The sequence below is a fragment of the Streptomyces hainanensis genome (genome assembly GCF_004348415.1).
Lineage (GTDB): Bacteria > Actinomycetota > Actinomycetes > Streptomycetales > Streptomycetaceae > Streptomyces > Streptomyces hainanensis.
The window spans coordinates 1-16,802 of record NZ_SMKI01000130.1 but is presented as its reverse complement, the minus strand read 5'-3'; the positions used below and the strand labels follow the sequence as shown (position 1 = coordinate 16,802).

At 74.0% G+C, this 16,802-nt stretch carries 12 protein-coding genes; 5 read left to right on the top strand and 7 right to left on the bottom strand.

Translation table 11 applies throughout. The features are described 5' to 3' along the window. Nucleotides 1-3: 3 nt before the first annotated feature. Together E1283_RS38735 and E1283_RS14370 are read left to right on the top strand one after the other, a co-directional pair. Entirely contained in the window at nt 4-1,212 is a 1,209-nt protein-coding gene (locus E1283_RS38735; RefSeq protein ID WP_243744840.1) for a helix-turn-helix domain-containing protein, read from the top strand. Nucleotides 1,213-1,441: 229 nt separating this feature from the next. Further along, nucleotides 1,442-2,440 carry a glycoside hydrolase family 6 protein gene (locus E1283_RS14370; RefSeq protein ID WP_243744839.1) on the top strand — a complete coding sequence of 333 codons (999 nt, stop codon included), beginning with the start codon at nt 1,442-1,444 and terminating at the stop codon, nt 2,438-2,440. Nucleotides 2,441-2,449: 9 nt separating this feature from the next. Here E1283_RS14370 and E1283_RS14365 read toward each other — a convergent pair whose 3' ends face one another. Then, nucleotides 2,450-3,727, bottom strand: coding sequence for an MFS transporter (locus tag E1283_RS14365; protein ID WP_132818414.1), 1,278 nt, complete (start codon nt 3,725-3,727; stop codon nt 2,450-2,452). An 84-nt stretch (nt 3,728-3,811) separates the two neighbouring features. On the opposite strand from E1283_RS14365, the gene E1283_RS14360 reads away from it, so the two are divergent. Both E1283_RS14360 and E1283_RS14355 read left to right on the top strand, forming a co-directional pair. Beyond that, nucleotides 3,812-4,297, top strand: coding sequence for a winged helix-turn-helix transcriptional regulator (locus E1283_RS14360; RefSeq protein WP_132818413.1), 486 nt, complete (start codon nt 3,812-3,814; stop codon nt 4,295-4,297). Between the two features lie 71 nt (nt 4,298-4,368). Next, nucleotides 4,369-5,409 (top strand): NAD(P)-dependent alcohol dehydrogenase, encoded by a 1,041-nt coding sequence (locus E1283_RS14355; RefSeq protein ID WP_132818412.1) that lies wholly within the window; start codon nt 4,369-4,371, stop codon nt 5,407-5,409. Between the two features lie 60 nt (nt 5,410-5,469). On the opposite strand, the gene serA is transcribed toward E1283_RS14355, so the two are convergent. The 6 genes from serA to E1283_RS14320 all read right to left on the bottom strand — a co-directional run bounded on the left by serA (nt 5,470) and on the right by E1283_RS14320 (nt 15,372). Continuing rightward, nucleotides 5,470-7,059, bottom strand: a complete 1,590-nt coding sequence (gene serA, locus E1283_RS14350) for a phosphoglycerate dehydrogenase (protein WP_132818411.1) — start codon at nt 7,057-7,059, stop codon at nt 5,470-5,472. A gap of 240 nt (nt 7,060-7,299) precedes the next feature. Then, nucleotides 7,300-8,298: a ketol-acid reductoisomerase gene (gene ilvC, locus E1283_RS14345; protein ID WP_132818410.1), complete on the bottom strand. Its 999-nt coding sequence runs from the start codon at nt 8,296-8,298 to the stop codon at nt 7,300-7,302. A 140-nt stretch (nt 8,299-8,438) separates the two neighbouring features. Beyond that, nucleotides 8,439-8,963: an acetolactate synthase small subunit gene (gene ilvN / locus E1283_RS14340; protein WP_132818409.1), complete on the bottom strand. Its 525-nt coding sequence runs from the start codon at nt 8,961-8,963 to the stop codon at nt 8,439-8,441. A gap of 29 nt (nt 8,964-8,992) precedes the next feature. Then, nucleotides 8,993-10,846 (bottom strand): acetolactate synthase large subunit, encoded by a 1,854-nt coding sequence (locus tag E1283_RS14335; RefSeq protein ID WP_132818408.1) that lies wholly within the window; start codon nt 10,844-10,846, stop codon nt 8,993-8,995. Nucleotides 10,847-11,215: 369 nt separating this feature from the next. Next, nucleotides 11,216-14,287 carry a putative bifunctional diguanylate cyclase/phosphodiesterase gene (locus E1283_RS14325; protein ID WP_132818406.1) on the bottom strand — a complete coding sequence of 1,024 codons (3,072 nt, stop codon included), beginning with the start codon at nt 14,285-14,287 and terminating at the stop codon, nt 11,216-11,218. Between the two features lie 134 nt (nt 14,288-14,421). Further along, a complete protein-coding gene (locus E1283_RS14320) occupies nt 14,422-15,372 on the bottom strand; it encodes a 2-hydroxyacid dehydrogenase (protein WP_132818405.1) in 951 nt (316 codons plus the stop codon). Between the two features lie 115 nt (nt 15,373-15,487). Between E1283_RS14320 and E1283_RS14315 the strand changes: the two genes are divergently transcribed. Further along, the gene (locus tag E1283_RS14315) at nt 15,488-16,696 is read left to right on the top strand and encodes a PQQ-dependent sugar dehydrogenase (RefSeq protein ID WP_132818416.1); all 1,209 of its coding nucleotides are present in this window, start codon (nt 15,488-15,490) and stop codon (nt 16,694-16,696) included. The last annotated feature ends 106 nt before the right edge of the window (nt 16,697-16,802 follow it).

Genomic DNA, 16,802 nt, shown 5'->3' with positions numbered 1-16,802 from the left:
GCCCTGGCCCCCGGCGCCCTGGCCCTCTGCCTGCTGCCCGCCGGCGGCAACCCGACGCGACCGCACGCCGGCGCGGCCCCGCCGACGCACGCCCCCGCCGACGCGTCCCCTCCGGCGCCGCGCCGGCGGGGCGCGGGCCGCGCGCGCGAGGCCGGCGGCACGCCGGCGGCCGGCCAGGCCGGCGACGTCCCCGTCGCGCCGCGGCGGGACGGGCAGGGCCCACCGGCGGGTGACACCGCGGCCCCAGGGCCGGCGCGTCGCGGGGCGGCCGACCGGGACGCGCCCGGTCCGCGCGCGGCCGCCGACACACCCGCCGCCGGCCAGCCCGGCACGCCGGCGGAGACCGGCACGTCCCCACCGGCGGGCGGCCAGGCCACAACCGGTCCAGGCGACACACTTCGGCAGGCACCCGACACGGAGGCGCCTGGTCCCGGCGCGGCCGCCGACACACCCGCCGCAGGCGAGCCCGGCACGCCGGCGGAGACCGGCGGGCCGCAACCGGCCGCGGGACGAACCACGGCCGAGCCCGTCGACGGGCCTTCGCGGGCCGCCTACCAGGCGCCGGCCGCAGGCCGACACGACGCGGCACCGGACGCCGGCGGGTCGCCGGCCGCGGGCCGGCGGGGTGCCCCGGCGGCACCGCCGGAGGGGTCCGCCGGGGGGGCGGCCGTCGCGGCCGCCGTCGCGCGGCCGCGGAGCGTCCGTGCCGCCGTCGGCAAGGAGCCGCGGCAGGTGCTGGCCGTCCTGGTCCGGCCACGGACCGCCCGTGCCGTGGCGATGAACCTGATGAGCCGCGCCCCGCACCAGACCGCCGCCGGCATCGGCTCCGTGCGGCGCGGCCCGGCCGAGTTGGCCGGCGCCTGGCACGAGGCGCTGGCCGCCGCCCGCGTCGCCGCCGCGGAGAATCGGTTCGGCGGCGTGGCCGACTGGCGCGACCTCGGCCCCTACCGGCTGCTGTCCGCGCTCGCCGACGTCCCACCCGACCCGGCGGTGCGCCCGCTGCTGCGCGCCGAACACCGTGAACTCGCCCGCACCGCCGAGGCGTTCCTCGACCACGCCGGGCAGGCCGCCCGCGCCGCGGCCGCCCTCGGCATCCACCGGCAGACCCTCTACTACCGGCTCTCCCGGATCGCCCACCTCACCGGCCTCGACCTGGCCGACGGCGAGGACCGGCTGCTGCTGCACATGGCGCTCAAGGCCGCCCGTCTCTGAGGGGCCGGGCGCCGGGCGGACGCAGTCGTGCCGAAGCCGCTCGTGGCCGCCGGGCAGGAGTCGCGCCCCGCCCGGGACACCGGAGGAACCGTCGGAGAAACCACCGGAGAAGCCACCGACGGAGGCGGAGAGGTTTACTCGGTCGCTTTCACCGGCTATGTTCGGCTGGCATTGGGAGCGCTCCCATCCCCCACGACCGTACCCCTCTGTCGGAGAGGAACGAGCCATCGTGCGCACCCCACGAGCCGTACTGAGCGTGGTCGCCGCGGCCCTCGGCGGGCTGCTGCTGACCGCGGGTCAGTTCGCGCCCGCGCAGGCCGCCGGCCCCACGGACACCGCCGACGCCGCCGACGCCGCGGCCGCCGAGCTGCCCGACACCGCCGTCTTCCACAACTACCCGGCCAACGTCCACCGTTGGGTCGCGGACAACCCCAACGACTCCAGGCGGCCGCTGATCGAGCAGCGGATCGCCAGCCAGCCGCAGGCGGTCTGGTTCTCCGCCTACCGGCCCGCCACCGTGACCCAGGACGTCGCCGAGGTCACCTCGGCCGCGACCGCCGCCGGCGAGGTGCCGGTCCTGGTGTCGTACATGATCCCCAACCGGGACTGCGGCGGCGCCTCGGCCGGCGGGGCCCCCACCTTCGCCGCCTATCTCGACTGGGCCGAGGACTTCGCGGCCGGCCTCGGCGGCGCGCCGTCCGTCGTGATCCTGGAGCCGGACTCGCTCGCGCTCACCACCTGCCTCAACCCGACCCAGCGCGCCGAGCGGTTCAACGCGCTGGCCGACGCGGCCGACCTGATCCACGCGGCGAGCCCGGCGGCCCGGGTCTACTTCGACGCCGGCCACTCCGGGTGGCACTCCCCCGCCACCATGGCCGCGACGCTCCGCGAGGCCGGGGTGCTGGAGAGCGGCGACGGCATCTACTCCAACGTCTCCAACTACCACACCACGGCGAACGAGAGCGCCTTCGCCAGGGCCGTGCTCGCCCAGCTCGGCGACCCGGACCTGCGGGCCGTGATCGACACCAGCCGCAACGGCAACGGCCCTCTCGGCAGCGAGTGGTGCGACCCGCCGGGCCGGCTCGTCGGACAGAACCCGACGGCCGCGACCGGCGACAACCTGATCGACGCCTACCTCTGGATCAAGCTGCCGGGCGAGCTCGACGGCTGCGACGGGCCGGCGGGCTCCTTCTCGCCGGCGAAGGCGTACGAGCTGGCGGGCGGCTGACGCGGGCCGTCACCCGCGTGTGGTTCGGCCGTTCCGCCGGGCCGGTGCCGTCCCTGCCTTCCCAGGGCGGCACCGGCTCTTCGCCGTGCGGTGGGCCGCCGCGGGCGCTCGCCGCTCCCACGCCCAGACGACGAGCGCGCAGCAGGCGAACCCCGCTCCCAGCAGGCTGGAACCGGCCCAGCCGGCGGAGGCGAACACGACCGAGGTGGCCGCCGCGCCGAGGGCGGAGCCGAGGGAGTAGAAGACCATGTAGCCACCGATGGCGCCGTTGGTGCGATCCGGGTAGGCCGCGGCGAGAAGGTGCTGGTTGGCGACGTGCGCGGCCTGGACCGCGAAGTCGAGGAGTACCACCCCGGCCACCAGGAGCCACAGCGACCACGGCAGCCAGGCGATCCCGGCCCACGAGACGACGAGCAGCGCGAGCGCCAGACCGGTGACCGGGATCGCCCGTCCCGAGTCCGCCCACCGTCCGGCGCGCGCCGCACCGAGCGCGCCGGCCAACCCGGCGATGCCGAACAGCCCGATCCCCGCCGCGCTCAGGTGCCACGGCGGGCCGGCCAGCGGGAGCGCCATGCCGCTCCACAGGGTGCCGAACGACGCGAAGAGGAAGAACGCGATGAGCCCGCGCGTGCGGAACAGGCGGTCCCCGAACAGTTCGCCCAGCGAGGCGACGGCCCGCCCGTACCGAGCCGGCTGCTCGGTCGGCTCGGTCCGCTCGGTCCGCTCGGTCCGCTCGGTCCGCTCGTCCGCGGGCAGTACGGTCGCGACGAGGGCCGCGAGCCCGAGGGCGAGCACCGCGAGGACGAGGTGGACGCTCCGCCAGCCCCACACCTCGGCGAGCCAGCCGCCGAGGAGGCGCCCGCCGAGGATGCCGACGACCACGCCCGAGGTCACGACCCCGATGGTCCTGCCCCGCTCGCCGGGCGGGGAGAGCGACGCGGCGTAGGCCACCGCGGTCTGCACCACGACGGCGAACAGCCCGGCGACCGCCAGCCCCGCGAACGCCGCCCACGCCGTCCGGGCCGAGGCCGTCAGAACCAGGCCCGCCGCGGTCAGGGCCAGGTGCGTGGCGATGAGCCGCCGCCTGTCGACCACGTCGCCCAGCGGTACCAGCAGCACCAGTCCCACCAGGTAGCCCACCTGGCCCGTGGCCACGATCCACCCGCTGAGCTCCGCCGGGACGCCGAGATCGCGGCCCATCGGCTCCAACACCGGCTGGGCGGCGTAGATGCTCGCCACCGCGACGCCGCACACCACCGCGAGCAGCAGCCGTCGCCCCACACCCATCCCGGGCCCCCGATCAGTAGCATGATGAAACCGATTCGACGCTACGGCACAATGGTTTCAATCCGCAACTCATCTGGAGGTGCCATGCCGCGCGCCAGCACCCACGCGCCGGACTCCGGCTGGACCGATTCCGACTGCCCGGTCGCGCGCACGCTCGATCTCGTCGGCGACCGCTGGAGCCTTCTCGTCGTCCGCGACGCGATGGACGGGGCGCGATCGTTCACCGAGTTCCAGCGCCGCACCGGCATCGCCCGCAACATCCTCAGCGACCGGCTCCGCAAGCTCACCGCCCACGGGCTCCTCGCCCAGCGCACGGCACCGTCGGGGCGCCGCCGGGAGTACGTGCTCACCGACGCGGGCCGCGACCTGTTCCCCGTCGTCGTCACGCTGCGCCAGTGGGGAGAGCGCCACGCCTTCGCCCCCGGCGAGGTCCACTCCACCCTCGTCGACCAGCGGGGCGGGAGCGTGCCGGACCTCGTGCCCGTCGGCCCGGACGGCACCGTGCTCGACGCCGACACCACCCATGTGCGGAAGGCGCGCCTGGACCCGGCCTCCGATTGCGGGCGGTGAGGACGGCTCGCATGATGGCAGGTGGTGAGGCACAGGCCGGCGCAGCGGCAGCGTACCGACAGGGAGGTCCCATGAAGGCCGTCCAGTATCGGGAGATCGGCGCGGCGCCCGAGGTGGTCGTGGTGCCGGATCCGGAGCCGGGGCCCGGGCAGGTGTTGTTGCGGGTGGCGGCGGCCGGGGTGTGCCACTCGGACATCGCGGTGATGAGCTGGCCGGCCGAGTCGTTCCCGTACGCGCTGCCGCAGACCCTCGGGCACGAGGTCACCGGCACCGTCGCCGCCGTCGGCGAGGGCGTGACCGGGCTGGAGGTCGGCGAGCCGGTGGCGGTGTACGGGCCGCAGGGCTGTGGGCGGTGCGCGAAGTGCGCCGAGGGCAAGGAGAACTACTGCCTGCGCGCCGCCGAGTTGGGCATCTTTCCGCCGGGGCTCGGCGCGCCAGGCGGGATGGCGGAGTTCCTGCTGGTGAACGACGCCAGGTTCCTGCTGCCGCTGGACGGGCTCGACCCGGTGACGTCGGTGCCGTTGACGGACGCGGGGCTGACGCCGTACCACGCCGTCAAGCGCGCGTTGCCGAAGCTGCGGCCCGGTTCGACGGCCGTGGTGATCGGCGCGGGCGGCCTCGGCCATGTCGCGATCCAGCTGCTCCGGGCGCTGACCCCGAGCCGGGTGATCGCGCTCGACGTGTCGGAGGAGAAGCTGGCGCTGGCCAGGGCGGTGGGGGCGCACGAGACGGTGCTGTCGGACCAGCGGGCGGCCGACCGGGTCAGGGAGTTGACGGGTGGTCTCGGCGCCGAGGGCGTGTTCGACTTCGTCGGTGCGCAGCCCACGGTGACGACGGCGGGGGCGGTGGCGGCCGTGGAGGCGGACGTGGCGATCGTGGGGATCGCGGGCGGCGCGCTGCCGGTCGGGATCAACACCACGGCGTTCGACGTCGCCGTGACCGCGCCGTACTGGGGCAGCCGCGGCGAGTTGGGCGAGGTGCTGGCGCTCGCCAGGTCGGGGGCGGTGGAGGTGCGGGTGGAGACGTACGGCATCGACGAGGCGCCGCTCGCGTACGAGCGGCTGCACGCCGGGAAGGTCAACGGCCGGGCGGTGATCCTGCCCAACGGGTGAGCGGTCGCGAACGCCGGGAGCGGCGCCGGCCGCGGGAGCGGTCGGCGCCGAACGGCGTCGTCAGTCCGTCAGGTTGACGCCACGGGCCGAGGACGCGCCGATCTCCTCGGCGATCTCGGTCAGCGCGGCCTGCGGGATGGTGCTGTCGATGGTGAGGGCGATCAGCGCGTCGCCGCCCTCCTCGGCGCGGGCCACCTGCATGCCGGCGATGTTGATCCCCGTCTCGCCGAGGATCCGGCCGAGGGTGCCGACCACGCCGGGGCGGTCGGTGTAGCGCAGGAACGCCATGTGGTCGGCGAGCGCCAGGTCGACGGTGTGCGGGCCGATGCCGACGATCTTCTGCAGGTGCTTGGGCCCGGCCAGGGTGCCGGCCACCGAGACCACCTCGCCGCTGGTGAGCGTGCCGCGCACCCGGATCAGGTTGCGGTGGTCGGGCGACTCGGAGCTGGTGGTGAGGCGGACCTCGACGCCGCGCTCCTGGGCGAAGAGCGGCGCGTTGACGTAGGAGACGGTCTCGGCGACGACGTCCTCGAAGACGCCCTTGAGCGCGGAGAGTTCGAGGATCTTGACGTCGTGCTGGGTGATCTCGCCGCAGACCTCGACGTCGAGCCGCTGGGCGACCTCGCCGGCCAGCGCGGTGAAGATCCGGCCCAGCTTCTCGGCGAGCGGCAGGCCGGGGCGCACGTCCTCGGCGATGACGCCGCCCTGGACGTTGACCGCGTCCGGGACGAGCTCGCCGGCCAGCGCCAGCCGGACCGACTTGGCGACGGCGAGACCGGCCTTCTCCTGGGCCTCGCCGGTGGAGGCGCCCAGGTGCGGGGTGCCGATCACGCTGTCGAACTCGAAGAGCGGGGAGTCGGTACAGGGCTCGGTCGCGTAGACGTCGAGCCCGGCGCCGGCGACCCGGCCCTCCTTGAGGGCGCTGAGCAGCGCGGTCTCGTCGACGATGCCGCCGCGCGCCGCGTTGATGATGCGGACGCTGGGCTTGACCTTGTGCAGCGCCTCCTCGCCGATGAGCCCCAGGGTCTCCGGGGTCTTGGGGAGGTGCACGGTGATGAAGTCGGAGACGGCGAGCAGTTCGTCGAGGGTGAGGAGCCTGACGCCCATCTGGGCGGCGCGGGCCGGCTGCACGTAGGGGTCGTAGGCGACGATGTCCATGCCGAAGGCCGCCATCCGCTGGGCGACCAGCACGCCGATCCGGCCGAGGCCGACGACGCCGAGGGTCTTCTCGGCGAGCTCGACGCCGGTGTACTTGCTGCGCTTCCACTCGCCCTGTTTGAGCGCGGCGTTGGCCTGCGGGATGTTGCGGGCGGTGGCGACGATCAGACCGCAGGCGAGCTCGGCCGCGGTGACGATGTTGGAGGTGGGCGCGTTGACCACCATGACGCCGGCCTTGGTGGCGGCCGACACGTCGACGTTGTCCAGGCCGACGCCGGCCCTGGCGACGACCTTGAGCCGGCGGGCGGCGGCGATGGCCTCGGCGTCGATCTTGGTGGCGCTGCGGACCAGCACGGCGTCCACGTCGGCGATGGCGGTCAGCAGTTCGTCACGGGCGGCACCGTCGCAGCGCCGGATCTCGAAGTCCGGGCCGAGGGCGTCGACGGTCGCGGGGGAGAGCTCTTCTGCGATGAGTACGACGGGCTTGCTCACTGGGTCTCACTGGTCCTTTGCGGAAGGCCGCGTCCCGACGGCCAGGCGGTGGAGAGGTAGGCAGCCACGTGGAGCCGCACGACGCTGTGAGCCCGTGACACGCTTGGTGCAGTGCAGTGTAGCGGCGGGCGGCGGAGCCGGCGGTTGCCTGCCGGAGCCGCCGCCCGATCGAGCGAACTCCCCCCCCGTAGGGCGGCTGGGGGCACCTCCCAGACGGAGTCTGGGGGAGGTTCAGCGGGCTCAGGCCTCCTCGTCGACCCAGCTCATCAGCTTGCGGAGCTCCTTGCCCGTGGTCTCCAGCAGGTGCTCGGCGTCGGCCTTCTTGTACTCGTTGTAGCGGGGCAGGCCGGCGTTGTACTCGGCCATCCACGCCTCCGCGAAGGTGCCGTCCTGGATGTCGCCCAGGATGCGCTTCATCTCGGCCTTGGTCTGGTCGGTGATGACGCGCGGGCCCGACACGTAGTCGCCCCACTCGGCGGTCTCGGAGATCGACCAGCGCATCTTCTCCAGGCCGCCCTCGTACATCAGGTCCACGATGAGCTTGAGCTCGTGCAGGCACTCGAAGTACGCGATCTCCGGCTGGTAGCCGGCCTCCACCAGGGTCTCGAAGCCGGCCTTGACCAGCGCCGCGGTGCCGCCGCAGAGGACCGCCTGCTCGCCGAAGAGGTCGGTCTCGGTCTCCTCGGTGAAGGTGGTCTTGATGACGCCGGCGCGGGTGCCGCCGATGGCCTTGGCGTAGGAGAGGGCCAGCGGGAAGCCGTTGCCCGAGGCGTCCTGCTCGACGGCCACGATGCACGGCACGCCGCGGCCCTCCTCGTACTGGCGGCGGACCAGGTGGCCCGGGCCCTTGGGGGCGACCATGCAGACGTCGACGCCCGCCGGCGGCTTGATGAAGCCGAAGCGGATGTTGAAGCCGTGGCCGAAGAAGATCGCGTCGCCCTCCTTGAGGTTGTCCCGCACGGACTCCTCGTAGACGCGGGCCTGGATCGGGTCCGGCACCAGGATCATGACGACGTCGGCCTCGGCGGCGGCCTCGGCCGGGGTGACCACCCGCAGCCCCTGCTCCTCGGCCTTGGCGCGGGACTTCGAGCCCTCGTGCAGGCCGACCCGGACGTCGACGCCCGAGTCGCGCAGCGACAGCGCGTGGGCGTGGCCCTGGCTGCCGTAACCGAGGACCGCCACCTTGCGGCCCTGGATGATGGACAGGTCGGCGTCGTCGTCGTAGAACAGCTCGGCCACTTCGGTTCTTCTCCTTGTTGGTTCTCGCCGCCGCGGAGGGGCGACGGCCGGGTTCCACCGTAGGACGTGTGGAACGGGCGGGGTCGGTCGGTCTCGGTATCCGGTCCGCCGACGCGTCGGCGGACCGGACGCGTCCGACGCTACGCGGTGCGGTCGAGTGCGCGCAGCGAGCGGTCGGTGATGGAGCGGGAGCCGCGGCCGATCGCGATGGCGCCGGACTGCACGAGCTCCTTGATGCCGAAGGGCTCCAGCATGCGGAGCATGGCCTCTAGCTTGTCGCTGCTGCCGGTGGCCTCGATGGTCACGGCCTCGGGCGCGACGTCCACGGTCTTGGCGCGGAAGAGTTGAACGATCTCGACGATCTGCGACCTGGTGTCGTTGTCGGCGCGCACCTTCACCAGAACGAGTTCACGGTGGACGGCGGCCGCCGGGTCGAGTTCGACGATCTTCAGGACGTTGACCAGCTTGTTGAGCTGCTTGGTGACCTGTTCGAGCGGGAGGGCGTCGACGCTGACCACGATGGTGATCCGGGACACCTCGGGGTGTTCGGTGGTGCCGACGGCGAGCGAGTCGATGTTGAAGCTGCGGCGGGAGAACAGCGCGGTGATCCGGGACAGGACACCGGGCTTGTTCTCGACCAGGACGGAGAGCGTGTGCTTGGACATGACGGGTTCTGGGTTACCTCTCCGGTCGGTCAGTCGACGGCGTCGCTGAAGTCGGGGCGCACGCCGCGGGCGGCCATCACCTCGTCGTTGGAGGTGCCGGCGGCGACCATCGGCCAGACCATGGCGTCCTCGTGGACGATGAAGTCGACGACGACGGGCCGGTCGTTGATGGCGTTGGCCTTCTCGATGACGGCGTCCAGCTGCGCCGGGTCCTCGCAGCGCAGGCCGACGCAGCCCATGGCCTCCGCCAGCTTGACGAAGTCGGGGATCCGGGTGCCGGCGGACGAGGGGCCGCCGCGCAGCGCGGTGTTGGAGTAACGCTGGTTGTAGAAGAGGGTCTGCCACTGGCGGACCATGCCCAGGGCGCCGTTGTTGATGATGGCGACCTTGATCGGGACGCCGTTGAGCGCGGCGGTGGCCAGCTCCTGGTTGGTCATCTGGAAGCAGCCGTCGCCGTCGATGGCCCAGACGGGGGCGTCGGGGCGGCCGGCCTTGGCGCCGAGCGCGGCGGGCACGGCGTAGCCCATGGTGCCCAGGCCGCCGGAGTTGAGCCAGGTGCCGGGGCGCTCGAAGGGCAGGTACTGGGCGGCCCACATCTGGTGCTGGCCGACGCCCGCGGTGAAGATGGTGTCGTCGGGGGCCAGTTGGCCGATGCGCTCGATGACCTGCTGCGGGGAGAGGGTGCCGTCCTCCGGCAGGTCGTAGCCCAGCGGGTAGGTCTCGCGCCAGCGGTCGAGCTGCTGCCACCAGCCGGCGTAGCGCTCGGCGGCGTCGGGTCCCGGGGTGGTGGCCGGGTCGTCGGCGCGCAGGGCGGCGGTCAGGTCGGACATCACGTCCTTGACGTCGCCCACGATCGGGACGTCGGCGAGCCGGTTCTTGCCGATCTCGGCCGGGTCGATGTCGGCGTGCACGATCTTGGCGTGCGGCGCGAAGGAGTCGATCTTCCCGGTGACGCGGTCGTCGAAGCGGGCGCCGAGGGCGACGATCAGGTCGGCCCGCTGGAGCGCGGTGACGGCGGCGACCGAGCCGTGCATGCCGGGCATGCCCAGGTGCTGGGGGTGGCTGTCGGGGAAGGCGCCCAGGGCCATCAGGGTGGTGGTGACGGGGACGCCGGTCAGCTCGGCGAGCTCGCGCAGCTCGGCGGAGGCACCGGCCTTGATCACGCCGCCGCCGACGTACAGCACCGGGTGCCTGGCCTGGGAGATCAGCCGGGCGGCCTCGCGGATCTGCTTGGCGTGCGGGCGGCTGACCGGGCGGTAGCCGGGCAGGTCGGTGGTGGGCGGCCAGGAGAAGACGGTCCTGGCCTGCAGGGCGTCCTTGGAGATGTCGACCAGGACGGGTCCTGGCCGCCCGGTGGCGGCGATGTGGAAGGCCTCGGCGATGGTGCGCGGGATCTCCGCGGGGTCGGTGACCAGGAAGTTGTGCTTGGTGACGGGCAGGGTGATGCCGCAGATGTCGGCTTCCTGGAAGGCGTCGGTGCCGATGGAGGGGCCGGCCACCTGTCCCGTGATGGCGACCATCGGCACCGAGTCCATGTGGGCGTCGGCGATGGGGGTGACCAGGTTGGTGGCGCCGGGGCCCGAGGTGGCCATGCACACGCCGACGCGGCCGGTGGCCTGGGCGTAGCCGGTGGCGGCGTGACCGGCGCCCTGCTCGTGGCGCACGAGGATGTGACGGACCTTGGTGGAGTCCATCAGCGGGTCGTAGGCGGGGAGGATCGCACCGCCGGGGATTCCGAAGACGGTGTCGGCGCCGACGGCCTCGAGGGAGCGGATGAGGGATTGGGCGCCCGTCACGTGCTCGACGGTGGCGGCGGGCTGCGGCGCTCCGCCTCGGGGGGCCCGCGGCTGCGGCTTCGGCGCCCCGGTGGCCTGCTCGGTCATCGACGTTCTCTTCTCGGGTGATGAGGGTGGTGAAGCTGGGGTGCGGGTGCTGGTGTCGATGTCGTCCCTGCCGACATCGCTGCAACAAAAAACCCCTCGTGCCAAGAGGCATGCGAGGGGGAGCGCGTCGCTGGGGGCCACGGATTGTCCGAGGTCAGCCGACGCGCCATCCAAGTACGAGAATTCGGGTGTGCATGGGTCCGACATTGCTCCCCTCGCCCGGCGTGTGTCAAGCGAGCGCGATTCGCGTCTCACTATGTGAGCCAAGAACACAGCACTATGTGAGCCAGAATCGCAGCACTGTGTGAGCCGGAAGCGCGGCGCCGTGCGGGCCGGGCGCGGCAGGGTGTGAGCGGTGCCCCAGGGCCGTCACGAGGGCGCGGAGTGCGAGGGTGTCGGGTCGGCGGGCGTCTCGCGGTGGGTGCGGCGGGCCGGTGGCAGTGGCGGCGGGGGCACCGGGAGGCGGCCGGCGTCGAGGGCGCGGCGCAGCCTGGCCGGGTCGAGGGGCTCGCAGAAGGCGAGGCCCTGGCCGCGGCGGCAGCCGAGGGCGCGGAGCGCGGTGGCCTGCTCGGGGTGGTCGACGCCGTCGGCGAGGGAGTCGATGCCCAGGTCGGCGGCCATCCGCAGCAGGCCGGCGGCGATCTTGCGGAGCTGCGGGAAGTCGAGCAGGCCGTCGACCAGCTCGCCGTCGAGACGGACCAGGTCGACGGGGAGCCGGTGCAGCGCCGCGGCCGCGGTGCCGCCGCTGCCGAAGCCGCCGAGGGCGATGCCGACGCCGAGGCCGCTGAGGTCGAGGAGGCGGCGGCGCAGTTCGTCGGCGGCCAGCACGGACTCGGCCTCGGGGAGCTCGATCACCAGGGCCGAGGGCGGCAGCGCGTGCTCGGCGAGCAGGGCCTCGACGCCGCCGGCGCCGAGCGCCCGGTCGGCGAGCCTGGGCCCCGGCACCCGGACGCTGACCGGCACGGTCAGGCCCTTGCGGTGCCGGCGACCGGCCTCGGCGATGGCCTGCTTGACCAGCCAGCCGGTCATCTCGGTGGCCCGCTCCCCCGCCTCGGGGCGCGGGCCGCGCAGCAGTTCGAGGGGGGTGGTGAGCAGGCCGTGCGCGGAGCGCCAGCGGGCCTGCGCGGAGAGGGCGGTGATCCGGCCGTCCGCGAGGTCGACCACGGGCTGGTGGACGAGGGTGAACTCGCCCGCGTGCAGTGCGCGGCGCAGCCGGTCCGCCAGCTCGGTGCGGCGCACGGCGTCGGCCTGGAGCTGCGGGACGTAGAGCTCGACGCGGGCCTTGCCCGCCTGCTTGGCCCGGTACATCGCGAGGTCGGCGTTGCGCATCAGGGCGGCGGGGGTGGCGCCCGGCTCGGTGAAGGCGATGCCGATGCTGGCGGCGACCCGGACCTCGCGGCCGTCCAGCAGGTAGGGGCGGGAGAGTGCGGCGCGGACCCGCTCGGCGATCTCCAGGATCCGGTACTCGCGGGACCCGGTGCCGCCGGCCGGCGCGCCGGCGCGCTGGACTGCCGGGTCGCCGGCCTCGGCGGCCTCGGCGGCGGGCCCGACCGCCGGCTGGTCGGCCTCCTCGCCGCCCGCGGGGTCGCCGACGATCAGCGCGGCGAACTCGTCCCCGCCGAGCCGGGCGGTGGTGTCGCCGGCCCGCACGCTCTCGCGGAGCCGCTGCCCGGCCTGCACCAGCAGTTCGTCGCCCGCCTGGTGGCCGATGGTGTCGTTGACGGCCTTGAAGCCGTCGAGGTCGATGAAGAAGACCGCCGCCTCCGGGGCCCCGCCCTGCCCGGGGACGGTGCCGTCGGAGAGGGCGAGCCTGACCCGCTCGGTGAACAGGGCCCGGTTGGGCAGGTCGGTGAGGGCGTCGTGCGAGGCACTGTGCTGGAGCTGCGCTTGCAGTCGCACACGTTCCGTCACGTCTCGGCTGTTGAAGATCAGGCCGCCCTGGTAGCGGTTGACGCTGGACTCGACGTTGAGCCAGCGACCCTCCGCGTGCCGCACCCGGCATTCGATCCTGGTGGCCGGCTCAAGGGCGGCAGGGACCGAGAGAAAGCGGCGTAGCTCGTGCAGGACACGGCCGAGGTCGTCGGGGTGGATCAGCGTGGAGAGCTCGCAGCCGATCAGCCGGTCGGCCTCCCTGCCGTAGACGCCGGTGGCCGCCGGGCTGACGTAGCGGAGCTTTCCGTCCGGCGCGGCGATCATGATCACATCGCTCGATCCTTGCACCAGCGAACGGAAGTAGTTCTCCTTCTGCGCCAGCTCGCGGGTCAGGGCCACGTTGTCGGCCAGGGTGATGCCCTGCCGCACGAGCAGCGCGAGGACCACCGTGGACGCGGTGTAGACGACGACCCGGTCCACGTTGCGGCCAGCGACTATGGTCATCAGGATGCTCAGCACGCAGACGGCGGCCGCCGTGTAGGGCGCCAGGGCGCCGATGCCGAGCGTCTCGGCGAAGGGCCGCGCGCGGCGGCCGGCGCGGCGCTCGGCCGGCGGATCCCCGCCGCACCCCGGGTCGCGGCCCTGCGGGTAGGCGTGGTCGTACTCGTGGGACGCGTGGTCGTGCGGGTGGGACGGACGGTCGTACGGCGGGGAAGCCGGCTCCTTGGCCGGCTTCTCGTCCGGCGGCCGGCCGACGCCCGGCTGGGCGCCACGGCCGCCCGCCCAGGGCGCGTAGGCCAGGAGCAGCGAGGCGGCGAACCAGCCGGCGTCGAGCAGTTGCCCCGAGCTGTAGTGGGCCCGCAGCATCGGCGAGGTGAAGAGCGCGTCGCACAGCACGGTGAGAGCCAGGGCGCCGATGGCGGTGTTGACCCCGGCCCGGTGCCGGGTGCCGCACCTGAAGTGCAGCACCAGGACCATACTGACCAGCGCGATGTCCAGCAGCGGATAGGCGAGCGCCAGGGCGGCGCGGGCCACCGTCTCGCCCCGCCACTGCGCGGTGTGGGCGAGGGCGACGCTCCAGGAGAGCGTCATCAGCGAGCCGCCGATCAGCCAGGCGTCGAGCCCGAGGCAGATCCAGCCGGCCCTGGTGACCGGGCGCCTGGCGAACATCAGCAGCCCGATGATGGCCAGCGGCGCGAAGAGCAGGTAGCAGAGGTCGGCGAGGGAGGTGCGCGGGACGGACTCCCGCAGCACCACCTCGTACCAGCCCCATATGGCGTTCCCCAGGCCGATCATCATCGAGGAGAGGCCGAACAGCGTCCACGCGGGCCTGAGATGGCCGGCCCGCCGGTGCGCGTACCACAGGCAGGAACCGGCGGCCAGAAAGGCGGCCCCGGAGAGCCCGAAGTCCCCCATCACGCGCGCCACTTCCGGGGAGCCCCAGCCGAACACGGCCCCCACCGCGTAGCCCGCGCACATGCCGGCCAGTGCCAGCTGCGGCCCCGGGCCGCTCAGCGGCGACCTCGCCGCGCCGGCGCGCGGCGACCGACTCGTTCTCGGGCGGTGCATCTCGCCTGTGCCCCCCTCTCGTTCCGAACCTCGCCCCGGGACGGACGGTACACCAGAGTGGTCACGGAACGCCATAGCCGTCTTACCGACCGTGACGATTCGGGGAGTGTGTGGCGTTCGCTCGACGCGCCGGGTCAGTGCTCCCGCCCGCCGGTGGCGACCACGTGCGCCACCGGCTCACCGGCGGCGAAGCGGGCGAGCTGGGCCCGCAACAACCTCTCGGCGCGCGGCCGGAACGCCGTGGAGGGGCCGCCGACATGCGGCGTGATCAGGACGCCGGGCGCGTGCCACAGGGGGTGGCCGGGCGGCAGCGGCTCCGGGTCGGTGACGTCGAGCGCGGCCCGCAGCCGGCCGGAGCCGAGCTCCGCGAGCAGCGCCTCGGTGTCCACGACCGGCCCCCTGGCCACGTTGACCAGCAGCGCGCCGTCGGGCAGCCGGGCCAGGAACTCGGCGTCGACCAGGCCGCGGGTGGCGTCGGTCAGCGGGGTGGAGACGATCACCACGTCGACGTTCGGCAGCAGTTCCGGCAGTTCTTCGGTGCCGTGCACCGGGCCGCGCGGCGCGGTCCTGGCGCGGCTCGCGACCCGTATCACCTCGGACACCTCGAAGGGCAGCAGCCGGTCCTCGATGGCGCCGCCGATGCCGCCGTAGCCGAGGATCAGCACCCGGCGGTCGGCGAGCGCGGGGCGCACGTCCTGCTCCCACCGCTCCTCGCGCTGGGCGAGGACCGACCGGGGTATCCCCCGGAGCGCGGCCAGGGTCAGGGCGAGGGCCAGCTCGGCCGTGCTGGTGTTGTGCAACGGGCCGGCGTTGCACAGCCGCACGCCGGGGGCCAGCAGCGGAAGCCCCGGAAGCATGTGGTCGACGCCGGCGGTCAGGGTCTGGACGACGCGCAGGTCGGTCATCCGCGGCAGCGGGCGCAACACGGCGTCCTGCGGCCGCAGGTACGGGACGACGTAGAAGGCGCAGCGGGCCGGGTCGGCCGGGTAGTCGTCCTCGCCGTCCCAGTGCCGGTAGGTGAAGGATTCGGGCAGGTCCGACAACGCGTCGGGAGGGAAGGGCAGCCAGACGTCCGTAGTGCTCATGCCGTCAGGCTAGATCGGGCGGCGACCGCCGGGCACGGGCGTGACGGAACCGATCGTTCGTGATGTGCTGGTCGCTCCGATCGCGGTCCGGGGGCGGGAGGGACGGAGGCGGATGATGAGGCGACGAGACGCGGCGCTGGTGGCGGTGGTGACGACGCTGGCCCTGGCGGTGACGGGCTGCAGCGGCTCGGACTCGGGTGACGAGGGCGCGGACGGTACGGAGGGCGCTCAGGGCGCGACCGCCGGCGCGTCGGGTTCCTCGGAGCCGACGCCCGACGAGCCGGCGCCCGGGGCGACCGGGTCGTCGGGGGCACCGGTCGCCCCGGACGAGGGCGCGGTGGAGGTCGTCGAGACGGTGGCCGACGGGCTCGACTCGCCCTGGGGGCTGGTGCGGCTCCCCGACGGCGACCTGCTGGTCGGCTCGCGGGACGGCGGCACCGTCCACCGGATCGCGACCGCGTCGGGCGACGTGACGGAGGTGGGTACGGTCCCCGGCGTGGCACCCGAAGGCGAGGGCGGGCTCCTCGGCCTCGCGCTCGACCCGGAGTTCGCGTCGAGCGGGCTGCTCTTCGCCTACTACACGACCGCCGAAGACAACCGGATCACCGCCTTCCGCTACGACTCCTCGGCGACGTCGGGGGGCGGCCTCACCACGGACCGCGACCTGCTCACCGGCATCCCCAGGGGGGAGTTCATCCACCACGGCGGCGGCCTCGCCTTCGGCCCGGACGGCATGCTGCACGCCGCCACCGGCGACGCCGGCGAGGGCGAGGGCGAGCTGGCCCAGGACCCCGACTCGCTGGCCGGCAAGATCCTGCGGATCGACCCGGCGACCGGCGAGCCACCGGCGGACAACCCGGACCCGGGCTCCCTGGTCTACTCCGCTGGCCACCGCAACGTGCAGGGTCTCGCCTGGGACGCCGAAGGCAACCTGTGGGCCTCGGAGTTCGGCCAGGACACGTGGGACGAGCTCAACCGGATCGAGCCCGGCCGGAACTACGGCTGGCCGCTGCACGAGGGCCCGGGCGGCGAGGCGGACGGCTTCACCGACCCGATCCGGTGGTGGCCGCCGGACGAGGCGTCCCCCAGCGGCCTGGCCTTCCAGGGCGGCTCGCTGTGGCTGGCCGGCCTGCGCGGCGAACGGCTGTGGCGGGCCCCGCTCACGGACGCGGACCCCGAGGCCTTCCTGACCGGCGAGTTCGGCCGCCTCCGGGCGGTCCTGGCGGTCGGCGACGACGAACTCCTGCTGGTCACCAACGAGACGGACACCCGCGGCACCCCCTCAGGACCGGACGACCGCGTCCTCCGCCTCCGCGTGCGGTGACGCCTGCCGGCACGGACCCTTCACCCTCGAACGGTTCTCCGCGCAGCAGGTCACCCTCGCCGCGCGCACCGACTACTGGGGCGGCCGGTTCGAGCTGAAGCAGCTC

Excerpts from the sequence above, each read along its gene's own strand:
- E1283_RS14365 (WP_132818414.1), bottom strand. The coding sequence starts at position 3,727 with ATGGGTGTGGGGCGACGGCTGCTGCTCGCGGTGGTGTGCGGCGTCGCG.
- E1283_RS14360 (WP_132818413.1), top strand. The coding sequence starts at position 3,812 with ATGCCGCGCGCCAGCACCCACGCGCCGGACTCCGGCTGGACCGATTCC.
- E1283_RS14355 (WP_132818412.1), top strand. The coding sequence starts at position 4,369 with ATGAAGGCCGTCCAGTATCGGGAGATCGGCGCGGCGCCCGAGGTGGTC.
- ilvN (WP_132818409.1), bottom strand. The coding sequence starts at position 8,963 with ATGTCCAAGCACACGCTCTCCGTCCTGGTCGAGAACAAGCCCGGTGTC.
- E1283_RS14335 (WP_132818408.1), bottom strand. The coding sequence starts at position 10,846 with ATGACCGAGCAGGCCACCGGGGCGCCGAAGCCGCAGCCGCGGGCCCCC.
- E1283_RS14325 (WP_132818406.1), bottom strand. The coding sequence starts at position 14,287 with ATGCACCGCCCGAGAACGAGTCGGTCGCCGCGCGCCGGCGCGGCGAGG.
- E1283_RS14320 (WP_132818405.1), bottom strand. The coding sequence starts at position 15,372 with ATGAGCACTACGGACGTCTGGCTGCCCTTCCCTCCCGACGCGTTGTCG.
- E1283_RS14315 (WP_132818416.1), top strand. The coding sequence starts at position 15,488 with ATGAGGCGACGAGACGCGGCGCTGGTGGCGGTGGTGACGACGCTGGCC.